15 protein-coding genes are annotated in these 18,016 nt (G+C 35.2%); 7 read left to right on the top strand and 8 right to left on the bottom strand.

Going from position 1 to position 18,016, the window contains the following annotated elements; translation table 11 throughout:
* The 3 genes from uvrC to BLT22_RS01405 all read right to left on the bottom strand — a co-directional run bounded on the left by uvrC (position 1) and on the right by BLT22_RS01405 (position 3,453).
* Positions 1 to 1,788 carry an excinuclease ABC subunit UvrC gene (gene uvrC, locus BLT22_RS01415; protein ID WP_091759859.1) on the bottom strand — a complete coding sequence of 596 codons (1,788 nt, stop codon included), beginning with the start codon at positions 1,786 to 1,788 and terminating at the stop codon, positions 1 to 3.
* A 28-nt stretch (positions 1,789 to 1,816) separates the two neighbouring features.
* Positions 1,817 to 2,071, bottom strand: coding sequence for a hypothetical protein (locus tag BLT22_RS01410; RefSeq protein WP_091759856.1), 255 nt, complete (start codon positions 2,069 to 2,071; stop codon positions 1,817 to 1,819).
* A 242-nt stretch (positions 2,072 to 2,313) separates the two neighbouring features.
* Positions 2,314 to 3,453: a 3D domain-containing protein gene (locus BLT22_RS01405; protein WP_091759853.1), complete on the bottom strand. Its 1,140-nt coding sequence runs from the start codon at positions 3,451 to 3,453 to the stop codon at positions 2,314 to 2,316.
* A 314-nt stretch (positions 3,454 to 3,767) separates the two neighbouring features.
* Here BLT22_RS01405 and BLT22_RS01400 point away from each other — a divergent pair, with 314 nt between their 5' ends.
* From BLT22_RS01400 to BLT22_RS01390, 3 genes are all read left to right on the top strand, one after another.
* Positions 3,768 to 5,318, top strand: a complete 1,551-nt coding sequence (locus tag BLT22_RS01400) for a Ppx/GppA family phosphatase (protein ID WP_091759849.1) — start codon at positions 3,768 to 3,770, stop codon at positions 5,316 to 5,318.
* A gap of 33 nt (positions 5,319 to 5,351) precedes the next feature.
* Positions 5,352 to 7,412 carry an RNA degradosome polyphosphate kinase gene (locus BLT22_RS01395; RefSeq protein WP_091759846.1) on the top strand — a complete coding sequence of 687 codons (2,061 nt, stop codon included), beginning with the start codon at positions 5,352 to 5,354 and terminating at the stop codon, positions 7,410 to 7,412.
* A gap of 102 nt (positions 7,413 to 7,514) precedes the next feature.
* Complete coding sequence (locus BLT22_RS01390; protein WP_091759842.1) at positions 7,515 to 8,489, top strand: LacI family DNA-binding transcriptional regulator; 975 nt, start codon at positions 7,515 to 7,517, stop codon at positions 8,487 to 8,489.
* A 58-nt stretch (positions 8,490 to 8,547) separates the two neighbouring features.
* On the opposite strand, the gene BLT22_RS01385 is transcribed toward BLT22_RS01390, so the two are convergent.
* Genes BLT22_RS01385 through BLT22_RS01370 form a run of 4 tightly spaced genes read right to left on the bottom strand, consistent with a single transcriptional unit; the run spans position 8,548 to position 12,115 of the window.
* Entirely contained in the window at positions 8,548 to 9,456 is a 909-nt protein-coding gene (locus BLT22_RS01385) for a metal ABC transporter permease (protein WP_091759839.1), read from the bottom strand.
* Entirely contained in the window at positions 9,453 to 10,382 is a 930-nt protein-coding gene (locus tag BLT22_RS01380; RefSeq protein ID WP_091759837.1) for a metal ABC transporter permease, read from the bottom strand. Before BLT22_RS01380 ends, BLT22_RS01385 begins: the two co-directional genes overlap by 4 nt.
* On the bottom strand, positions 10,382 to 11,137 hold the full coding sequence (locus tag BLT22_RS01375; protein ID WP_087059439.1) for a metal ABC transporter ATP-binding protein: 756 nt from the start codon (positions 11,135 to 11,137) through the stop codon (positions 10,382 to 10,384). The genes BLT22_RS01380 and BLT22_RS01375 overlap by 1 nt, the downstream gene beginning before the upstream one ends.
* A gap of 36 nt (positions 11,138 to 11,173) precedes the next feature.
* Positions 11,174 to 12,115, bottom strand: coding sequence for a metal ABC transporter solute-binding protein, Zn/Mn family (locus BLT22_RS01370; protein WP_091759835.1), 942 nt, complete (start codon positions 12,113 to 12,115; stop codon positions 11,174 to 11,176).
* Between the two features lie 317 nt (positions 12,116 to 12,432).
* Here BLT22_RS01370 and BLT22_RS01365 point away from each other — a divergent pair, with 317 nt between their 5' ends.
* Both BLT22_RS01365 and pulA read left to right on the top strand, forming a co-directional pair.
* On the top strand, positions 12,433 to 13,086 hold the full coding sequence (locus BLT22_RS01365) for a metal-dependent transcriptional regulator (protein WP_087059443.1): 654 nt from the start codon (positions 12,433 to 12,435) through the stop codon (positions 13,084 to 13,086).
* 488 nt (positions 13,087 to 13,574) lie between these two features.
* Positions 13,575 to 15,584 (top strand): type I pullulanase, encoded by a 2,010-nt coding sequence (gene pulA / locus BLT22_RS01360; protein WP_236048757.1) that lies wholly within the window; start codon positions 13,575 to 13,577, stop codon positions 15,582 to 15,584.
* 208 nt (positions 15,585 to 15,792) lie between these two features.
* On the opposite strand, the gene BLT22_RS01355 is transcribed toward pulA, so the two are convergent.
* Positions 15,793 to 16,314, bottom strand: a complete 522-nt coding sequence (locus BLT22_RS01355; RefSeq protein WP_091759828.1) for a cupin domain-containing protein — start codon at positions 16,312 to 16,314, stop codon at positions 15,793 to 15,795.
* A 217-nt stretch (positions 16,315 to 16,531) separates the two neighbouring features.
* Here BLT22_RS01355 and BLT22_RS01350 point away from each other — a divergent pair, with 217 nt between their 5' ends.
* Together BLT22_RS01350 and BLT22_RS01345 are read left to right on the top strand one after the other, a co-directional pair.
* Entirely contained in the window at positions 16,532 to 17,032 is a 501-nt protein-coding gene (locus BLT22_RS01350; RefSeq protein WP_091759825.1) for a hypothetical protein, read from the top strand.
* A gap of 179 nt (positions 17,033 to 17,211) precedes the next feature.
* Positions 17,212 to 18,012 carry an SDR family NAD(P)-dependent oxidoreductase gene (locus tag BLT22_RS01345; RefSeq protein ID WP_091759822.1) on the top strand — a complete coding sequence of 267 codons (801 nt, stop codon included), beginning with the start codon at positions 17,212 to 17,214 and terminating at the stop codon, positions 18,010 to 18,012.
* The last annotated feature ends 4 nt before the right edge of the window (positions 18,013 to 18,016 follow it).

Here is an 18,016-nt window from a genome sequence, read left to right as displayed (position 1 = left end):
TTAATTTGACTGATATTCCGCAAGGGTTTCTTTTATCCGTATTGCTACCGTTTCTGAAATTCCTAGTTTTTTTATTTCCTCTATATCTGCATCTTTTAATCGTTTCATAGATTTGAAATGTCTGAGTACTTTCGTCTTTGTTTTAGGTCCCACACCTTCCACTTCATCTAATTTAGAAGTGAAGCTGTTTTTACTTCGTACATTACGATGGAATGTAATCGCAAATCTATGAACTTCTTCCTGTATTCGCTGTACAAGATGGAAAGCTTGACTACGAGGATCCAGCACTACTATTTCTAGGTTTTCTCCAAATATCAGACTAGCTGTACGGTGTTTATTATCTTTCACCATTCCAGCTACAGGAATATCCAAAGAGAGTTCATTCGTTAACACATCTACTGCCGCATTTACTTGAACCTTGCCTCCATCCATTAAGATAAGGTCAGGTAATGGCTTTCCCTCTTTGAGAAGCCGACTATATCGCCTTCTGATTACTTCTTGAGTAGTAGCGGCTTCGTTGCTTCCAACCACCGTCTTGATTTTATATTTCCGATAATTATTTTTGTCCGGTTTTCCATCTTTAAAAGAAATCATGGCAGAAACAGGATTGGTTCCTTGAATGTTCGAATGGTCAAATGATTCTATCCGTTCAATATAAGGTAATCCCATTGCTTGAGAAAGCTCTTGAATAGCTCCTGTTGTTTTACGCTGGTTCATTTCAATTAATCTAAATTTCTCTTTTAAAGCGAGCTCACTATTTTTACCAGTTAAATCTAACAGTTCCTTTTTTCTTCCCATTTTAGGATTGATCACTTTAGCTTCTACTGCTTCTGCCAAAACTTCTTTATCTACTGTTTCAGGCACATAAATTTCACTAGGCAGAATATTATTTTCATTATTATAGTACTGCAGGATAAAACTCATCAGTTCTTCTTCGGGTGGATCATAACAAGGAAACATGGTTGCATCTCTCTTGATCAGAGTTGCTTGACGAACAAAGAAAACTTGAATCGAAATCCATCCTTTATCCATATAGAAGTTGAAGAAATCACGAGGCATAAAACTATTTGAAATAATCGATTGTTTTTCTACCGTTTTTTCAATATATGCAATTTGATCACGAAATTCAGCTGCACTCTCATAGTTCATTTCTTTAGCAGCTTCATCCATTTTCTGCTTAAGATCTCGTTTGATATCGTGGACATTTCCATTTAAAAAGCTACGAATCTTTCTAATTTGCTTATCGTATTCCTCTTTAGGAACCTCATGATCACATGGTCCAATACATTGACCAATATGGTAGTATAAACAAGCCCGTTTCTGATAGCCATTACACTTCCTAAGTGGATATATTTTCTGGATCAGCTGCTGTGTTTCTGAGGCAGCATATACATCTGGATAAGGACCAAAATATTGTGCTCCATCTTTTACAACTTCAGATGTAATGATCAACTTTGGATCTTTTTCATTTGTAATTTTCAGATAGGGGTAACTAGTCCCTCTTTTCAGACGAATATTGTATTTCGGTTGATGTTTTTGAATCAGGGTCACTTCTAATAAAAGGGCTTCTTTATCTGATCCAGTGACGATGGTTTCAAAATTTCTGATATCTTGAACAAGTCGTGCTGTCTTGCCGTCATGCGTACCCCTAAAATAAGATCGAACTCGGTTTTTAAGATTTTTTGCTTTTCCAATATAAATGATTTGATCATTTTTATCTTTCATAATATAACAGCCTGGTAGATCCGGCAGTAAACTCAATTTGTTATCAATCAACTCTATAGACAAAGAAACACCTCCTTTTAAATTACGTTAATTAGTTTTCTTGTTCAAATAAATAGATTTGGTGAAACTGATTATAATCAGATTTCCCAACTTGAATTCCTTTGTATTCAAAAATGTCTCCCAGTTCATGTTCTCCGCTTTCTACCTGACGATCAATTTCTTCTGTAATATTCACATACAATTCATCAATTCCTTCTTCTGATAACACACCATACTGGGCTTGCCAAGCAGTTAAAAAACTATCTTCGTCTTTTCCTTTAAAGAATTCCATATCCTTATTAGGCATTATTCTTCCCTCAATCCTGTTTATTTTCTTAGTAGTTTTTCGAATGCTTATCTTTCTTTATTTAAATCAATACGGTTATTCTACCAAAAACGGGAACGCTTGTCAGGTATAGGAAATTAGCTCCTGTTTCTTGTTTCACTTAAATTATCCTATCAGCAATCTTTCTAGCATAAAAAAAGAGCGGTCACTTATAACAGCGACTGCTCCCAAATATTTAGTTTGATACATTTTACATTTAATAACTAATTAAGAATTTTCACGGTAATTGTTTTTCTTCCCCATGCAAATGCTTCAGATACTGTAGAGAAATGAATATCGATTTTGTTTCCTTTGATAGCTCCACCTGTATCTCCAGCAATATAAACCCCTTTTCCAGGAATTTCAACTGTAGATCCTAATGGAATAACTGAAGGGTCTACCGCAATGACTCTCGGGTTCACTCTCAAATCTATTCCAGTTGCAGTATGTGTACTCAAGTTAGCTTGTTGCGTTGAGTATCCAGTCGCACTTACTTGAACCGTACGTCCACTCGCACTTGAGTTACTTTGAGCCGGTTTAGCACTTTGTTTTGCTGGTGAAGATTGCTTAGTACCTTTATTTGTTGCTGCTTCTACCTTAGAAGAACTATTTGAATTATCAGAGCTAGAAGAAGTTGAGACAACTGCCTCATTTGCTGCGCGTTGCTCTTCAGCTGCTTTGATTGCTTCGGCACGAGCTGCTTGACGGGATGTTTCGATACGAGCTGTTTCATCCGCTTCACGTGTTTCCAGCTGAGTCAATTCGGATTGATTTTCTTTTACTAAAGCTTGTAGTGAAGAAACTTTTTCATCATAAGTAGCTTTCTCTTCTGAAACTAATGCAAGATCTGCTTTTAAATCTTCTTTTTCTGTAACTAATTCTTCTTTTAGCTCTGCTAATTTATCCGCTTCTGCTTGCGCTTCTTCAATCAGTTGATTACCTGCATCCGTTAATTGTAATACCGTTAGTGTACGACTGAATAAATCACTCAAGTCCTCTGCTTCAAGAATCGTCATAATGATGTCATTATTCATACCATTCGTTTGCAGTGCTTGTAATCTCTGACTAGCTTGTTCTAATCTAGCTTCTACAATTTTTTCTTGTTCTGTGATCTCTACTTCTTTATCATCAATGTTTGCTTCTGTATCAGAAATTTCTGAATTTAAAGCATCAATTTTTTCATTCATTGCACTAGTTTCTTCCAGTGCGTTAGCGACTTTATCTTGCAGTGAACCGATCGCTTCTTTTTTTTGTTCTTGCTGCTGACGAATGTCATCCAGTGAATCAGCTGAAGCAACTTGAGCACTAAATATATTTACGACTCCTAGTATAAGTACAGCAAATCCTGTTATCCATTTCTTCATGGCTTTTAAGAACAACCCTTTCTTTAATTAATTTCATTTATAAATATGATATGATTGCGTATTGCTTTGCTATTATACATATAAAAACAACGCTGTACATTTCTATATTCTTACAATTTATTACAAAACATTTTTAATTGGGCTTCTTTTTGATTTAAGAAGAGTCGATTACGTAATGATATGACTGGATTCTACCAAATTCACTTTCAATGTAATGTTTTTGTAATATTTGTCTGTTATTTTCGACATTTTCCCTTTCTTTCAAGTATGATATAGATGTAAAGAAATCTATCTTGAATGAAGGAGACTATTTAATGCCTAACCAAAGAATAGGGTTAATTGATGTTGGTTCAAATACGATACGACTAGTTATATTTGAAATTGATGCCAATCAGACCATTACAGAATTACAGAATATTAAAACTCCTGCAAGGCTAGTACAATACCTAGATGAAGACCAAATAATGAAAAAAGCAGGAATAGAAGTTCTACTTGAAGCGCTAGAAAGTTTTACAGAAATTGCGCATCGTTATCATATCGAAACAATGATATCGGTCGCGACAGCTGCTATTCGTCGTTCTAAGAACGCCCAGTCTATATTAAAACTTGTAAAAGACAAAACTGATTTAGATTTAAAGATACTGAATGAAGAAGAAGAAGCTTTCTTTGGAAACTATGCCGTACGCCATACAATGGGCTTAAGAGATGGTGTAACCATCGATATTGGCGGAGGTAGTACTGAGTTAACCCTCTTTAAAGATAAACAAGTTGTAAAATCCCATAGTTTCCCATTTGGAGTGGTGAGCTTAAAAACTCAATTTTTTGATGGAAAAGAACACAATGATCCTAAAGCGATTAAAAAAGCTGAAAACTGGGTACGTGAGCAGATGGCTACGCTAGATTGGCTTTCTGAAGTTAATGTGCCTCTAATAGGCATTGGAGGTTCTGCTCGTAATATAGCCGACGTTTTCCAGCGTCAATCAAATTATCCAATCGCCGGTATTCATGAATATACTATGAAAGAATCAGAATTAGTAGATACGTTTCAACTTTTAGCCGATAGTTCTATGAAGCAATTATCTAAACTTGACGGTTTAAGCGAAGATAGAAAAGATATTATTATTCCAGCTGGGATCGTTTTTGTTCAATTATTTCATTATATGGATTCTTCTGAATTTGCTCTAAGTACTCGCGGACTGCGAGAAGGACTAGTAATCGATTATATCAACCGAACACATAACACGCCTTATGACCTTTATGGTGTCAAACGCCAAACAGTAGAAAGAATGTCGAAACGTTATAATATACGGGCTATCGGAGCCCATCAGCGAATTTTACTGGCTGATCGTCTAATAAACCTTCTACAAGAAAAAAATATTATTTCTATAAATGAAGATCAGCTCATTCTTGTCCACTATGCTGCTTCTCTTTATAATCTGGGCAGCTATGTTGAGGATGACTCAAAGTCGCAGCATACGTTTTACATTATTTCTAACAGTAATCTTCAAGGGTTTAATCATAAAGACCGCGTACGGTTAGCTTTGATGGCAAGCTACAAAAACCGTTCGTTATTTAATCAATATAGTCAAGCTGTTGAAGGCTGGTTCAGCGAAGAAGAAAGTGAAACTTTACTTTATTTGGGAAGTATTATTAAGTTTGCAGAGGCGTTAAATGATTCCCACGTTAATATGGTTACGGATATTCAGTTAACGAAACGAAAAAATTCTGAAGATGAATTTGAACTGACTGTAACCTATAATGGAGATGTCGTCTCGGAGAAATATCGTGCGAACAAACATAAAAATCATTTGGAACGTGTACTTGGTGGTACTGTCCACATTATATTTAAAAGTGAATCACAGTAGAATTGATCGACTAAGTTATTCGGAGGGAATTTCATGCAGCATCAGTCAATTGATTTACACAACCCAATATATTATCAGAATAGAGAATTATCATGGTTAGATTTTAACGAGCGAGTGCTTGCTGAGGCAGAAGATTCAGCCAATCCTTTACTTGAAAAATTAAAATTTCTGTCTATCGGCAGTTCAAATTCGGATGAGTTTTTCAAAGTACGAGTAGCTGGCCTGCAAGATCAGCTTCGGCTCGGTGTAAAGGACCCTGATTCAAAAAAACAATGGAGTCCAGAAAAACAATTAGACAAAATTTCTAAAAAAAATAAAACTATCGTACGTTATCAATATGACTTATACGATCAGAATCTAAAAGAGCTAGCAAAGAAAAATGTTCTATTCAAACACATTGAAGATTTGGACGAATCAGCGTTGCGTCAAGCAAAAAATATTTTTCGAAATCATATTAAACCTGCAATTACGCCCTTCGGAGTAGATGCTTATCGGCCATTCCCTCATTTAAACGATGAGGTTATCCATTTGTTTGTTCGTTTAAAAAAATCAGGTAGTCCCTTTATTGCTATTCTACCTGTTCCTTTACTTATAGAAAGGTTTCATATTCTTGAAGGGAACGATACAAAAGTTGTTTTATTTACTGAAGAAATTCTTTTCAAATTTCTAAATGAACTATTTATAGGTTATGAGGTCGAGTATTCCTTTACTTTTCGTATTACTCGAAATGCTGATTTAGAACTACAAGAAGAAGGAGCAGAAGACTTGCTTTCTGTCATTGAAGATTATCTTTTGAAACGAAAAAACGGAAGAGCTGTCCGGCTTGAGGTTGATGTCAGAACAGCTTCCTCTACATTTAAAGAAGATGTTACCTATTTAATGGAAGAACTTGACTTGTTAGAACGTGATGTTTATGAAATCAGTGGACCTCTTGACTTAACTGTTCTGTCTAATATTGCTTCAGAATTAAAGACATTTATTACAACAGAAGCATTTCAGAACTTTACGCCTAAATATCCAAATATTTTAAATAGACAAAATATATTTGAACTTTCTGAAAAACAAGATATTTTTTTGCATCATCCTTTTGATTCATTTCAACCTGTGATCGACCTAGTCAGACAAGCTGTAGAAGATCCAAATACCATCGCCATTAAACAGACTCTTTATAGGGTAAGTGATACATCTCCTTTTATCGAAGCCTTAAAAAAAGCTGCTAGAAAAGATATTCAAGTAACTGTCTTAGTCGAATTAAAGGCCCGATTTGATGAAGCTAATAATGTTCACTGGGCAAGAGAACTTGAAGAATCCGGGGCTCATATCCTTTATGGCATTAAAAATTTAAAAACGCATAGTAAAGCCACTTTAATTGTAAAAAAAGACCATAGAGGATTTAAAAGATATGCGCATTTAGGAACAGGAAATTATAATGAACAAACAGCAAAACTCTATACAGATATGGGCGTTATTACAACAAACAAAAAACTAACACAAGATGTTGCTGCTTTCTTTAATTATTTAAGTGGGTATTCAGAACAACCCACTTACAATTATTTACATGTTTCTCCATTTGAAATGAGAGATTCGTTTATAGATAATATCGAAATGGAGATCACTTTACACAAACAATATGGAAATGGTCATATAATTGCTAAAATGAATTCATTAACTGACAAAAAAATGATTATCAAATTATTTGAAGCAAGCCAAGCAGGGGTAAAAGTAGACTTGATTATCAGAGGAATCTGCTGTTTGATCCCAGGAATACCAGGCGTTAGTGAAAATATACAAGTTCATAGCATTATTGGTCGTTTCTTGGAACACAGTCGAGTTTATTATTTTTATCAAAATGGCAATGAAGAACTTTATCTTTCTTCAGCAGATATGATGACCAGAAATATGATCAAGCGCGTAGAACTAGCATTTCCGATTTTAGATGGCCCGTGGAAAAAATATGTAATTAATATTCTAAAACTCTATATGTATGACAACACAAAAGCTTGGGAATTAGAACCAAACGGTCGCTATACTAAGAAACTAGCAAACAGTGATAACCCAGTTGGTTCTCAACAGTTATTAATGAATCATTTTTAAGTCCTATATATTTTAACTTAACTATTTATTTTCAGATGACTTTTTCATCTGTTATTTCCTTTTTTAAAATCTGTTATACTTGAAAATAAAGGAGGGATTAGAATGCCCACGATTCAAGATATTGCAAAGCTTGCTGGTGTGTCTTCAGCTACGGTTTCACGTGTAATCAATTCAAATGGTTATGTAGGTGAAGAAACTCGCACTAGAGTTGAGCAAGCTATAAAAGAATTAAACTATACTCCTAACCGTAATGCTCAATATTTGAGAAGAGGGACTACAAAGAATCTTGGCATTATTAGTACTCAATTCAACGAAACAGCTGTTGCACGTATAAATCCTTTTATTGAGCTCGCCCACGATGCAGGTTATACTTCTACTCTATTTGCAACCAATGGTGATAAACAGCGAGAATTAGAAGCTTTTGATATGCTAAAATCTAAACAGCTTGATGGCATCTTTTTAATCTATCGAGTAAACGAATGGGAGATCCTAGAAGAATATGCCGCTTATGGGCCCGTAGTAACGCTACATAGTATCGATTCTAAAATGATTTCTTCTGTTTTTATTGATCACTATGAAGGTTACAAAATGACTCTTGATTACCTTTGGAGTATTGGATGCAGCAATATTCTCAATTTGTATAGTTCTACTAACGGTCTTAACACAAAAAGAAGAATTAAAGCCTATGAAGACTTCTGTCATGAACATAATCTGACACCACATGCATCAGAACCTTTTTTAAATATTATACGAACTGAACAAGCTGAAAACGTAGTAAAGTGGTTTCATGAGCAAGAAGTTAAACCCGATGCTATTGTAGCCCACTCGGATACGGTTGCAGCCATAGTGGTTTCAAAACTGAAATTGCTGGGATATCGCATACCTGAAGATGTTGCAATTGTAGGTTTTGATAATCTTCAAATCAGTGACTTGATGAATATCACCACAATCGATTATGCAATTGTTGAGCAAGGAAAAAATGCTTGCCGACTATTACTAAACGTATTAGAAAAAAGACATGAACCTTTATTTCACTTAGAATTCAAACTAGTAGAGCGCGAAACGACCAAGAAATAGCCCCATTAAAATTAGGGTCACTGGGCTGGTTTAATCCCTGCAGTGACCCCTTGTTTTATTAATAAACATTTTTTACTTTTTCATCAAATTTTTTCTGTCTTTTTCGTCTGTTCAGTAAATTTCGGATTAATCCTTTTGTAGGCGAAAAAGTAAAAGCCAAAAAACAGACTATTCCAGTTATAACCGCGATCATGCCCGCTATAGAGCTATCCAATATAAATGCAAGCCGCACTCCTACTATACTATTTATTACAGCAATAAGAACGGTTACCCCAATCATTTTCTTCAGTTCATTGGTCAAAAGATAAGCAGTCAACCCTGGTCCTACCATAAAACCTACTACAAGAATAGACCCTACTGAATCATAGGCCCCTACCGCTGTTAATGATACAAGCGTCATCAAACCATAATAAATTAGAATTGGAGAAAATCCAACAGCCGCTGCAAAAGCAGCATCAAAAGTTGTAACTTTTAGTTCTTTATAGAACAGCGCTATAAATCCGGCATTGATCAATAAAATGATCACCATAGTTATAAATGCTCTTGCACCTATATCTACTCCAAAAAAAGTTAGCCTTCTAAAAGGAGCAAAGGCTAATTCTCCCATTAAAACAGTATCCTGATCCAAATGAATATCTCCCGTATAACGGGTAATTAAAATGATGGCAACACTAAAAAATAATGGAAAAACTATACCGATTGCTGCATCATCTCCAAGTAATTTGGTGCGTTGCAGTGCTTCTATTACCCAAACTGTAAAAACCCCCATAAAAGTTGCTCCAATTATCAGAAAGGGAGAGTTTAAATCTTGAGTAATGAAAAAGGCTAAGACAATTCCAAGTAATACGGTATGTGTGATTGCATCTGATACCATCGTTGTTCCTCTTAAAACTAGAAATACTCCTGGAAGCGAACAGGCAACGGAAACAACCACTGCAATCAGTGTGATTTCAGCTATAATACTCATTTTTCATGCTCCTCTTCTAATAATTCAATCTGCTTCCTAAAATATTTTCGCTGTTTTTTATAGGTTGATCGTTTGGCTATGATGCCTCTTTCTGGTGAAAAAAACAAACTCCCTATCACAAAGATACTGAGTACGACCACAATAGATGGACCAGTAGGAATTCTATTCCCAACTGAACTGATTATTGTTCCTAATATCCCAGAGATAAATCCTATAGCTCCTGCTAATGGTAAGACTATCCCTAGTTTATTAGACCATTGACGAGCTGCAACAGAAGGACCAATCAATAACGCACTGACTAGAATAACCCCAACCGACTCCAGTCCCAAAATAATTGTAAGCACAATCACCGTAGACATGATAAATTCAATAAATTTCCCTGAAAAACCTAGTGTTCTTCCAAAATCCGGATCAAAAGAAAATAATTTGAACTCCTTCCAGAAGACTATCACTATTAATAATATAATCATTCCGATAATTGCAATCAAACGTACGTCTCGTACTAGCATTGCACTAGCTTGACCAAATATAAAACTATCCAAACCTGCTTGTTGTGCATTCGGCCTCCCTTGAATATGCGTCATAATGACTAAACCTAATCCAAAAAAGCTAGATAAAACTAATGACAGTGCACTATCAAATTTTACAGAACTCTTTTTACTCATTAATTGAATGATCGCTGTGGCTACAAGTCCAGAAATTGTTGCACCGATTAACAATCCAACTAATTCTTTACTTTGAATAATCAAAAACCCAATCCCAATCCCTGGCAATGCCGAGTGACTCAAGGCGTCTCCCAGTAAGCTCTCTTTCTTTAGAGTAGCATACGTGCCAATCACTCCACTCAAAAAACCTAAGAATCCGGTTCCCAATGCTACGATCTGAAAAGTATAGTCATTGAACAATAAAGTCATTTGATTCCACATCATTCCCCCTCCTCTTCTCCAAGGTTACGGTCTTGTCGATAGGTTTCATCAATATTTCCTTTCGTAAAAGTAGATGAAACGGGTCCGTTATTTAACACTTCCTGATTTATAAAAACAACTTCATCAAAATATGCTTCGACAGTCTGCAAGTCATGATGAACGACAATGACTGTTTTATTTTCCTTTGTTAACTCTTTTAACAAATCCATAATAATGCGTTCTGTTTTCATATCTACTCCAGCCAACGGTTCATCTAATATATAGATATCTGCTTCCTGAGCTAATGCTCGTGCCAGAAATACACGCTGACGTTGTCCACCAGACAGCTGACTAATCTGCCTATTAAAAAAAGTAGTCATCCCAACTTTAGCTAACATTTCTTTTGCTATATCTTTGTCTTTTTTCCTTGGGCGTTTAAACCAACCTAAATGTCCATAACGTCCCATCAGCACTACATCAAGTACAGTTGCTGGAAAATCCCAATCTACGGTACTATTCTGCGGGACATAAGCAATGTGATTTTTGATCTCTTTATATTCTGATGACTGCTTGCCCACAAAATATTCTATCTGACCTGTTACTGGTTTAATGAAATCCAGTATCGTTTTGAGGAGTGTAGATTTCCCTGCTCCATTTGGACCGACAATAGCCGTTAATTTTCCTTTTTTGAAAGTTACTGAAGCGTTCCATAATACTGGTTTTGCATCATATGCTACTGTAAGTTGATGAATCTTAATTGCTTTTTGTTCTTCCATATCTGTTACCTTCTTTCGTTCTAGTGAGCTATATTTTTATTTGAGAGCATCTACAATGGTATCGATATTTGCTTTGTACATTTTAATATACGTATCTGCATCTTGTTCTTTATCACCTAAAGCATCAGAGTATAATTCTCCTGCGTTCTCCAATGTTTGACCTCTGCTATTGACCGCTTCTATCAAAGCTTCAATATTTCGAGACGAAACTGAGCTTTCTACGAAGACCGCTCTGATCTTCTGATTAACCATAAACTCTGCCAATCCGCTGATATCTCCAGTTCCAGCTTCTGTCTGGGTATTGACTCCCTGAAGTCCCACTACTTCGAAATTGAACTCTCTACCAAAATACTGAAATGCATCATGTGCTGTCACAAGATAGCGGGACTCTTCAGGTACTTCTTTGATTCTGTCTTTAATGTATTCAGACAAGTTTACCAGTTGCTTGATATACGCTTGAGCATTCTCTTCATATTCAGCTGCATGATCAGGATCATACCTTTTCAACTCATCTGTCACATGTCTGGAAGCATTTATCCAGTTTTCTACACTAAACCAAATGTGAGGATCAAATTCCGAACTGCCTTCTCCTCCAACTTTTAAATACTGATTTTCAGGTATACCTTCAGCAATTACTGTTGTTGGAATTCCTCTTTTCGAAAACTGTTCAAACATTTCAATAAACTGTACTTCTAGATGAAGTCCGTTGTAAACAATCATGTCAGCTTTATCAAGTGTATAAACATCTGAAGCAGCAGGTTTATAAGTATGGGGATCTACCCCTGGTCCCATAAGTCCTGTCACTTGAACATGTTCTCCACCGATATTGTTGACTAAATCAGTAATCATAGTAGTTGTAGCTACGACATTGATCGGCTCTTCTTTATCAAAAGTTAGAGAATCCGTTTTGTTTGTATTGGCGCACCCTGTCAAAGCTATAATTCCGAGTAAAATAATTAACCCTAATATTTTTTTCATAATTATCTGCACTCTCTCTAAATGTAAATTTTATCTTTAATTATTTTTAGCCTAACCTAAAAATTAATTTAAGTCAACTATGTAATCAGTTTGTATTCCCCTTGTTTTTCTAATACTAAGAAATTTTTAAAGAAATTTGTTTGTTTTGACCTTAGTGCGTTATAATGATCGTACTTAATAGTTTGACACTCTTGTGAAAGAACTAAAAAAATTGTAAATTATTTCTTCTATGACCGACAATTAATAAATTAGATCAATTATTAACTAAGCATGTATCGTTCATTGATTAAACAAAGACTGTATAAGGAGTAACATCCATGACACCAAATAAAGAAGACTACATTAAAGCTATTTATGAATTAGGCGGCGAACAGAATGTCGTAAGCAATAAAAATTTAGTTAAGGCCTTATCTGTGTCCGCTGCATCTGTGACTGAGATGAACGGTAGATTACTGAAAGAAAATTTATTGACCCATACACCTTATCAAGGAGTCAAACTAACCGAAGAAGGTTTGCGTATCGCTAATAAATTGATTCGTAAACATCGCCTATGGGAAGTTTTTTTATCTGAAAAACTGGGTTATGACTGGAATGAAGTGCATGCAGATGCTGATTTGCTAGAACACGTTTCTTCCGATGCCTTGATTGAACGCTTAGATTTCTTTTTAGGCGAGCCTAAGTTTGATCCTCACGGAGGAGTCATCCCAAATAAAGATGGTACAATTGAGAAGGTAAATCACATTCCACTAGTCGATATTGAAGTCGGAACCCCCCTTATTATTAAGGAAGTTGATGACCAACAAGAATTCCTTGAATATCTCCTTCATAAAGATGTTCAGCTAGGAAAACAGTACACTCTAAAAAATGTTGAAGCCTATGAAGGTCCACTAACGTTAGAAACTCCTGAAGGAAACGAAACGATTATCAGTCATAAAGCGGCCTTCAAAATTTTAGTCACAGAAGTTTTATAATAAGCTATTTCAATTTCTAAAGTGTCTGAAGTGAAACTAGACCAAAAGATAACTACCGTCAAACACAGGAACTCTAATCCTTAATTTGACGGTGTTTTTGCATTTTAAAAAGCAAATTTGATAGAGCATCTGTTACAACTACTTTTTGCTTACTTGATCTTTTTTCATACTCGATGTATAAAACGTATTTCTTACATTCCTTTCTCTATCTTCTCTTCTGAACGCAATACAAAACCTTCCCATTTTTATTAAAAATACTTCCTTTCCAGATAGTGGAGGAAACTTTTATGTATTTTTTGATTCTTTTATCTATAAAAAATTTTGTTTCGTAAGGATTTCTTTTAATTCTTTATACAAGCTTTTCTTTTTCAAGATTGCTATAGTAGTAGTATACGTATTTTCGATTAGGCTTTAACCAGCCTAAAGAACACCTTACTTTTATTTACCATAAAGAATAAACTCTATTTAAAATTAACGGAGGAAAACAGTTGGAAAAGACATTTGATTCAATACAAGAAAAAATCCATTACTTAGAAGAGCACGCTTGTGAAAATGAAACATTGGGCGTAACCTATTCAGAAAAATCTTCCTTATTCAAAGTCTGGTCCCCGCTTGCTAAACAAGTGACTTTAAATTTGTATGAAACTGGAAATGAAAAAAACAACTCTTTAATCGAACAAATCGAAATGACTCAAGAAAATAACGTTTGGGAAGTTTCGGTTGATCGTAATTTAAACGGCCTCTTTTATGCTTATAAAATTCTGCACTTTGATGGAAAGGAAACTGAAACTCCTGATATCTATAGTAAAGCAGTTGGACTAAATGGTAATCGTTCTGCAATTGTTCATCTAGAAAATACTAATCCAATAAATTGGAATAATGATAAACCGGTTAGACAAACTTCAATTACTGATGCTATTATCTGGGAAACACATATCGAAGACTTTTCAAGTCATGAAAATGGCGGGTTTTCTCAGGAATATAGAGGGAAATATCTGGCCTTCACAGAAGAAAATACGTATTTATATGGCGATGCTACTTCAGAAATCTCCACTGGCACCAGTTACTTAAAGGATCTTGGAATCAATTATCTCCATCTACTTCCGGCATTCGACTTTGAAAATGATGAACAAAATACGCAGTACAATTGGGGATATGATCCTAAAAATTATATGGTTCCTGAAGGCAAGTACGCTACTGATCCTAACGACCCGACTGTTCGAATTAAAGAATTCAAACAAATGATCCAGAGCTTACACAAACACAATATAGGTGTCGTTTTGGATGTTGTTTATAACCATACATTTACTTATGATTATTCTTGCTTTACTAGAACTGTTCCAGATTACTATTATCGTCATAATGAGCAAGGAGAGCTGACAAATGGATCTGGATGTGGAAACGAAACAGCCAGCGAAAGAAAAATGATGCGCAAGTATATGATAGATTCTTTAATTTATTGGGCTAAAGAATATCATATTGATGGATTCCGCTTTGACTTGATGGGTTTACATGATGTGGATACAATGAACCACATTCGTCAGGCATTCAATGATGCCGGCATGGAAGATATTATTTTATATGGCGAACCTTGGAATGCTGGCAGCGTAGAAATTTATGAACCGAATGTTCCAGCTGATAAATATCATTTAGGAGAGCTGGCGGAGGGAATCGCCATTTTCAATGATGAATTTCGTGATTCTATTAAAGGACCTGTTTTTGATGCCCAAAAAGGTGGATTTCTGCAAGGTGCAAATGGTTTTGAAGATAGTGCTTTTATGAACGGAGATATTATCGGCAGTCTTCTAGCAAATACACAAATAGAAGTCGGTGATTTTAGGCTTCCTGAGGACAAGAACTGGTCAAAAAACCCTTCTCAAATTATTAATTATGCCTCGGCTCATGACAATCTACCTTTATACGATAAATTAGTCAAATCACTGAGAAAAGATGATACTTATGAACGAGACGAAGAACTCATCCAAATTAATAAATTAAATGCTGCTTTATTAATGACAGCTCAAGGTGGCATCTTTATGCAGGCAGGCGAAGAATTTGCTCGTACGAAATTTGGAGATGACAATAGCTATCAATCCTCTATTGAAGTGAATAGATTAGACTGGTACAAGGTACAAGAAAACAAGGACCTGGTGGATTATTATAAAGGAATGATCGAAATTAGAAAAGCTTATCCTCCTCTAAGAGATCAGACTAACCAAACCGCAGAAAAAATCCATTTCACAGAATTAAGAGAAAATATTCTAGCTTATACAATACCGAATATCATTGAAAAAAATCCGAAGTGGAAACAAATGGCTGTAATCATGAATACAAGCTGGACTCCTGAGATGATTGAATTACATTCAGATTTACCATTACCAGAAGAATGGACAATCATCGCCAACCGCCATACTGCTGGACTAGATTCCTTAGGTGTACAAGTTGGTCACGAGTTGTTAATCAATCCTAGAGAGGTACTGATTTTTGTTTCTAAATAAATTATTTCTCTTGCCTTCACCACTTTGTTGCACATAGTGGTAGAAAATATTTAAAAGTTCAAATAGATGGGCTAGATAAATTAGATAAGGCAATGCTAATGAAAACTAAACTTTTAAAAAGATACGGCTTTCTTTCTTAGTTCAACTAATGACTACAAAAAAACACTGAGCCCTTTAAATTTAAAGATCTCAGTGTTTTAAATATAGTTTAATCAGTCTTCCAGTACTTTTTAACAGCCCCACCTTTACTTTGAACAGGATCTAAAGCTGGAACGGAAACTTTTTTTATTTCTTGTTTTATACGTTTATATTCATCATCCGAACTAACATCTTCAGGTTTATAGGTGTTGTACTCTATCCCATTAGGATAAGCTCCAACAATTTTAAAATCTTTAGAAGCTTTTATTCTTTTATGAGCTGTTCCTGCTGGCAGTAAAAGTACATCTCCTCTTGAAAATTTTATAATTTTACCATTGGATCCACCTAACTGAACTGAAGCTTCTCCTGAAACACAAGCAAGTACTTCGTGGGTATTAGAATGAAAATGATGGTATGGAAAGATTCCATTGACCCATGCGTTGGTATATCCATTCTCTTTAAATAAATCGATCCCATTTTGAGCGGGGTCATCCGTCTCTACTATTTCTCTGAATGCTCCTGGATAAAACAAGACCGGCAACATACTATTCGGATAAGGTTGATCTGCTTTTAATAATATTTGCTCGATCATCGATTAAACTCCTTTCTATTTTCTTTGACTTATTCTCTCACTCTTTATTCTTGATTTCAAAAATAATGATTTATTATTTTTATATAAACTTGTTGCTTTAAAATTGACATTCAACTTTATATTTCGTATTCTATAAATAAGGAAATTATAACAATATAAACACGAAACATTCGATATCGTTTTATGAAAAGGTGTACATGACAGGAAGGTGATCTTATTGAATTTTTTTAATCTTTTTAAATCAAAAAAACAGCCTGACACAACCCTATTGAAGAAATGTACTGAAACAAAATCGCAGAAAATCCAATTTGAAACTAAATTTACAGCTACCAACTTAACTCAAGATAAGGTACTTATTAAATCTATTGTAGACAAAATGGTTAAAGAGGATCCTTTTAAAAATTTTTACACTGGAAAAGTAGATGCCGATTTCAGTCCACTGTCAAAACGTGTCTACAAATACGACGCCATTACTACAGTCAACGTCAATTTACTTGTCGATTCTAAAAACCATTATAATATTACTGTAGAAGGAATAGAACTTGGTAGTGTTCCTCAATCTATCAGTAAAGAATTTACCCATTATTATGAAACCTATTTACTGACTGCTTATGCTTATGCAACTGGAGGGTATTATAAAGAATATTCATCAGAGACTCAAAAGGTAATTGAAGGGTTTGATCCATATGGACTAGATCTATATGTACAGTTCACCTAAATTTTTTAAAACTCATTTTATAGCCAGCTTATCTTCAATTAAGAGTAAGTTGGCTTTTTCACTACCAAAAATTGCTTGATGAGCTGATTAATTGAACTTTTGATAATGAAATAGTACTCTTTAAAGTAACAAGGTATGTTTTATTAAAAATACTCATTATAAAACTGGAGGCGTAAGAAATGGATTTAGGCATCACAGGAAAAGTCGCATTAATCACTGGGTCTGACTCAGGGATTGGAAAAGCCACTGCTCAGCAGTTACTTGCAGAAGGCGCTACGGTCATTCTTACAGATATAGATGAAGAAAAGTTAACAGAAACCACAGAAAGTTTACAACAAGAAGGTAAAGTTTATTCCTATCCTGCTGATATAAGAAGTCTTGATAGCTTAAAAAAACTGCATCAACAAATTAAAAGCAATATTGGTGAAATCGATATTCTCGTACAAAATGCTGGCACTTCAGGTGCTCAAGGAGAATTTCATGAAATCGACGATGAAGGTTGGGTAGAAACACTTGAAGTTGATTTACTTGGCCCTGTACGCGTCACGAAAGAGTTCTTGTCAGATTTAAGAAATGGAGGTTGGGGCCGTATTGTTTATATCTCTTCAGAAAATGCAGTACAACCTTATGCTGATGAATTACCTTACGATGCAGCAAAAGCAGGAGTCCTTTCTTTCTCAAAAGGACTTTCTCGTGCATATGCCAAAGAAGGGTTACTAGTTAATACGGTCTCTCCCGCCTTTATCGAAACACCCATGACTGATGAAATGATGAAGAAACGTTCTGAAAAAATGAATATTTCTTTCGATAGAGCTGTTGAAACATTCTTAGATGAGAAAAGACCACACATAGAATTAAAACGCCGTGGACAAGTTGATGAAGTGGCCGCAGTCATTTCATTCTTATGTTCCGATAAAGCTTCATTTGTTAATGGGGCTAACTACAGAGTTGATGGCGGTTCTGTTGCAACTATTCAATAACTCA

The organism is Marinilactibacillus psychrotolerans, assembly GCF_900101525.1.
Lineage (GTDB): Bacteria > Bacillota > Bacilli > Lactobacillales > Carnobacteriaceae_A > Marinilactibacillus > Marinilactibacillus psychrotolerans.
The sequence above is the reverse complement of the archived record's forward strand: the minus strand, read 5'-3'. Positions and strand labels throughout refer to the sequence as shown.

What these genes read in the sequence shown, in the direction of transcription:
- BLT22_RS01410 (WP_091759856.1), bottom strand. Translation starts at nt 2,071, where the DNA reads ATGCCTAATAAGGATATGGAATTCTTTAAAGGAAAAGACGAAGATAGT.
- BLT22_RS01405 (WP_091759853.1), bottom strand. Translation starts at nt 3,453, where the DNA reads ATGAAGAAATGGATAACAGGATTTGCTGTACTTATACTAGGAGTCGTA.
- BLT22_RS01400 (WP_091759849.1), top strand. Translation starts at nt 3,768, where the DNA reads ATGCCTAACCAAAGAATAGGGTTAATTGATGTTGGTTCAAATACGATA.
- BLT22_RS01395 (WP_091759846.1), top strand. Translation starts at nt 5,352, where the DNA reads ATGCAGCATCAGTCAATTGATTTACACAACCCAATATATTATCAGAAT.
- BLT22_RS01390 (WP_091759842.1), top strand. Translation starts at nt 7,515, where the DNA reads ATGCCCACGATTCAAGATATTGCAAAGCTTGCTGGTGTGTCTTCAGCT.
- BLT22_RS01385 (WP_091759839.1), bottom strand. Translation starts at nt 9,456, where the DNA reads ATGAGTATTATAGCTGAAATCACACTGATTGCAGTGGTTGTTTCCGTT.
- BLT22_RS01380 (WP_091759837.1), bottom strand. Translation starts at nt 10,382, where the DNA reads ATGTGGAATCAAATGACTTTATTGTTCAATGACTATACTTTTCAGATC.
- BLT22_RS01375 (WP_087059439.1), bottom strand. Translation starts at nt 11,137, where the DNA reads ATGGAAGAACAAAAAGCAATTAAGATTCATCAACTTACAGTAGCATAT.
- BLT22_RS01370 (WP_091759835.1), bottom strand. Translation starts at nt 12,115, where the DNA reads ATGAAAAAAATATTAGGGTTAATTATTTTACTCGGAATTATAGCTTTG.
- BLT22_RS01365 (WP_087059443.1), top strand. Translation starts at nt 12,433, where the DNA reads ATGACACCAAATAAAGAAGACTACATTAAAGCTATTTATGAATTAGGC.
- BLT22_RS01355 (WP_091759828.1), bottom strand. Translation starts at nt 16,314, where the DNA reads ATGATCGAGCAAATATTATTAAAAGCAGATCAACCTTATCCGAATAGT.
- BLT22_RS01345 (WP_091759822.1), top strand. Translation starts at nt 17,212, where the DNA reads ATGGATTTAGGCATCACAGGAAAAGTCGCATTAATCACTGGGTCTGAC.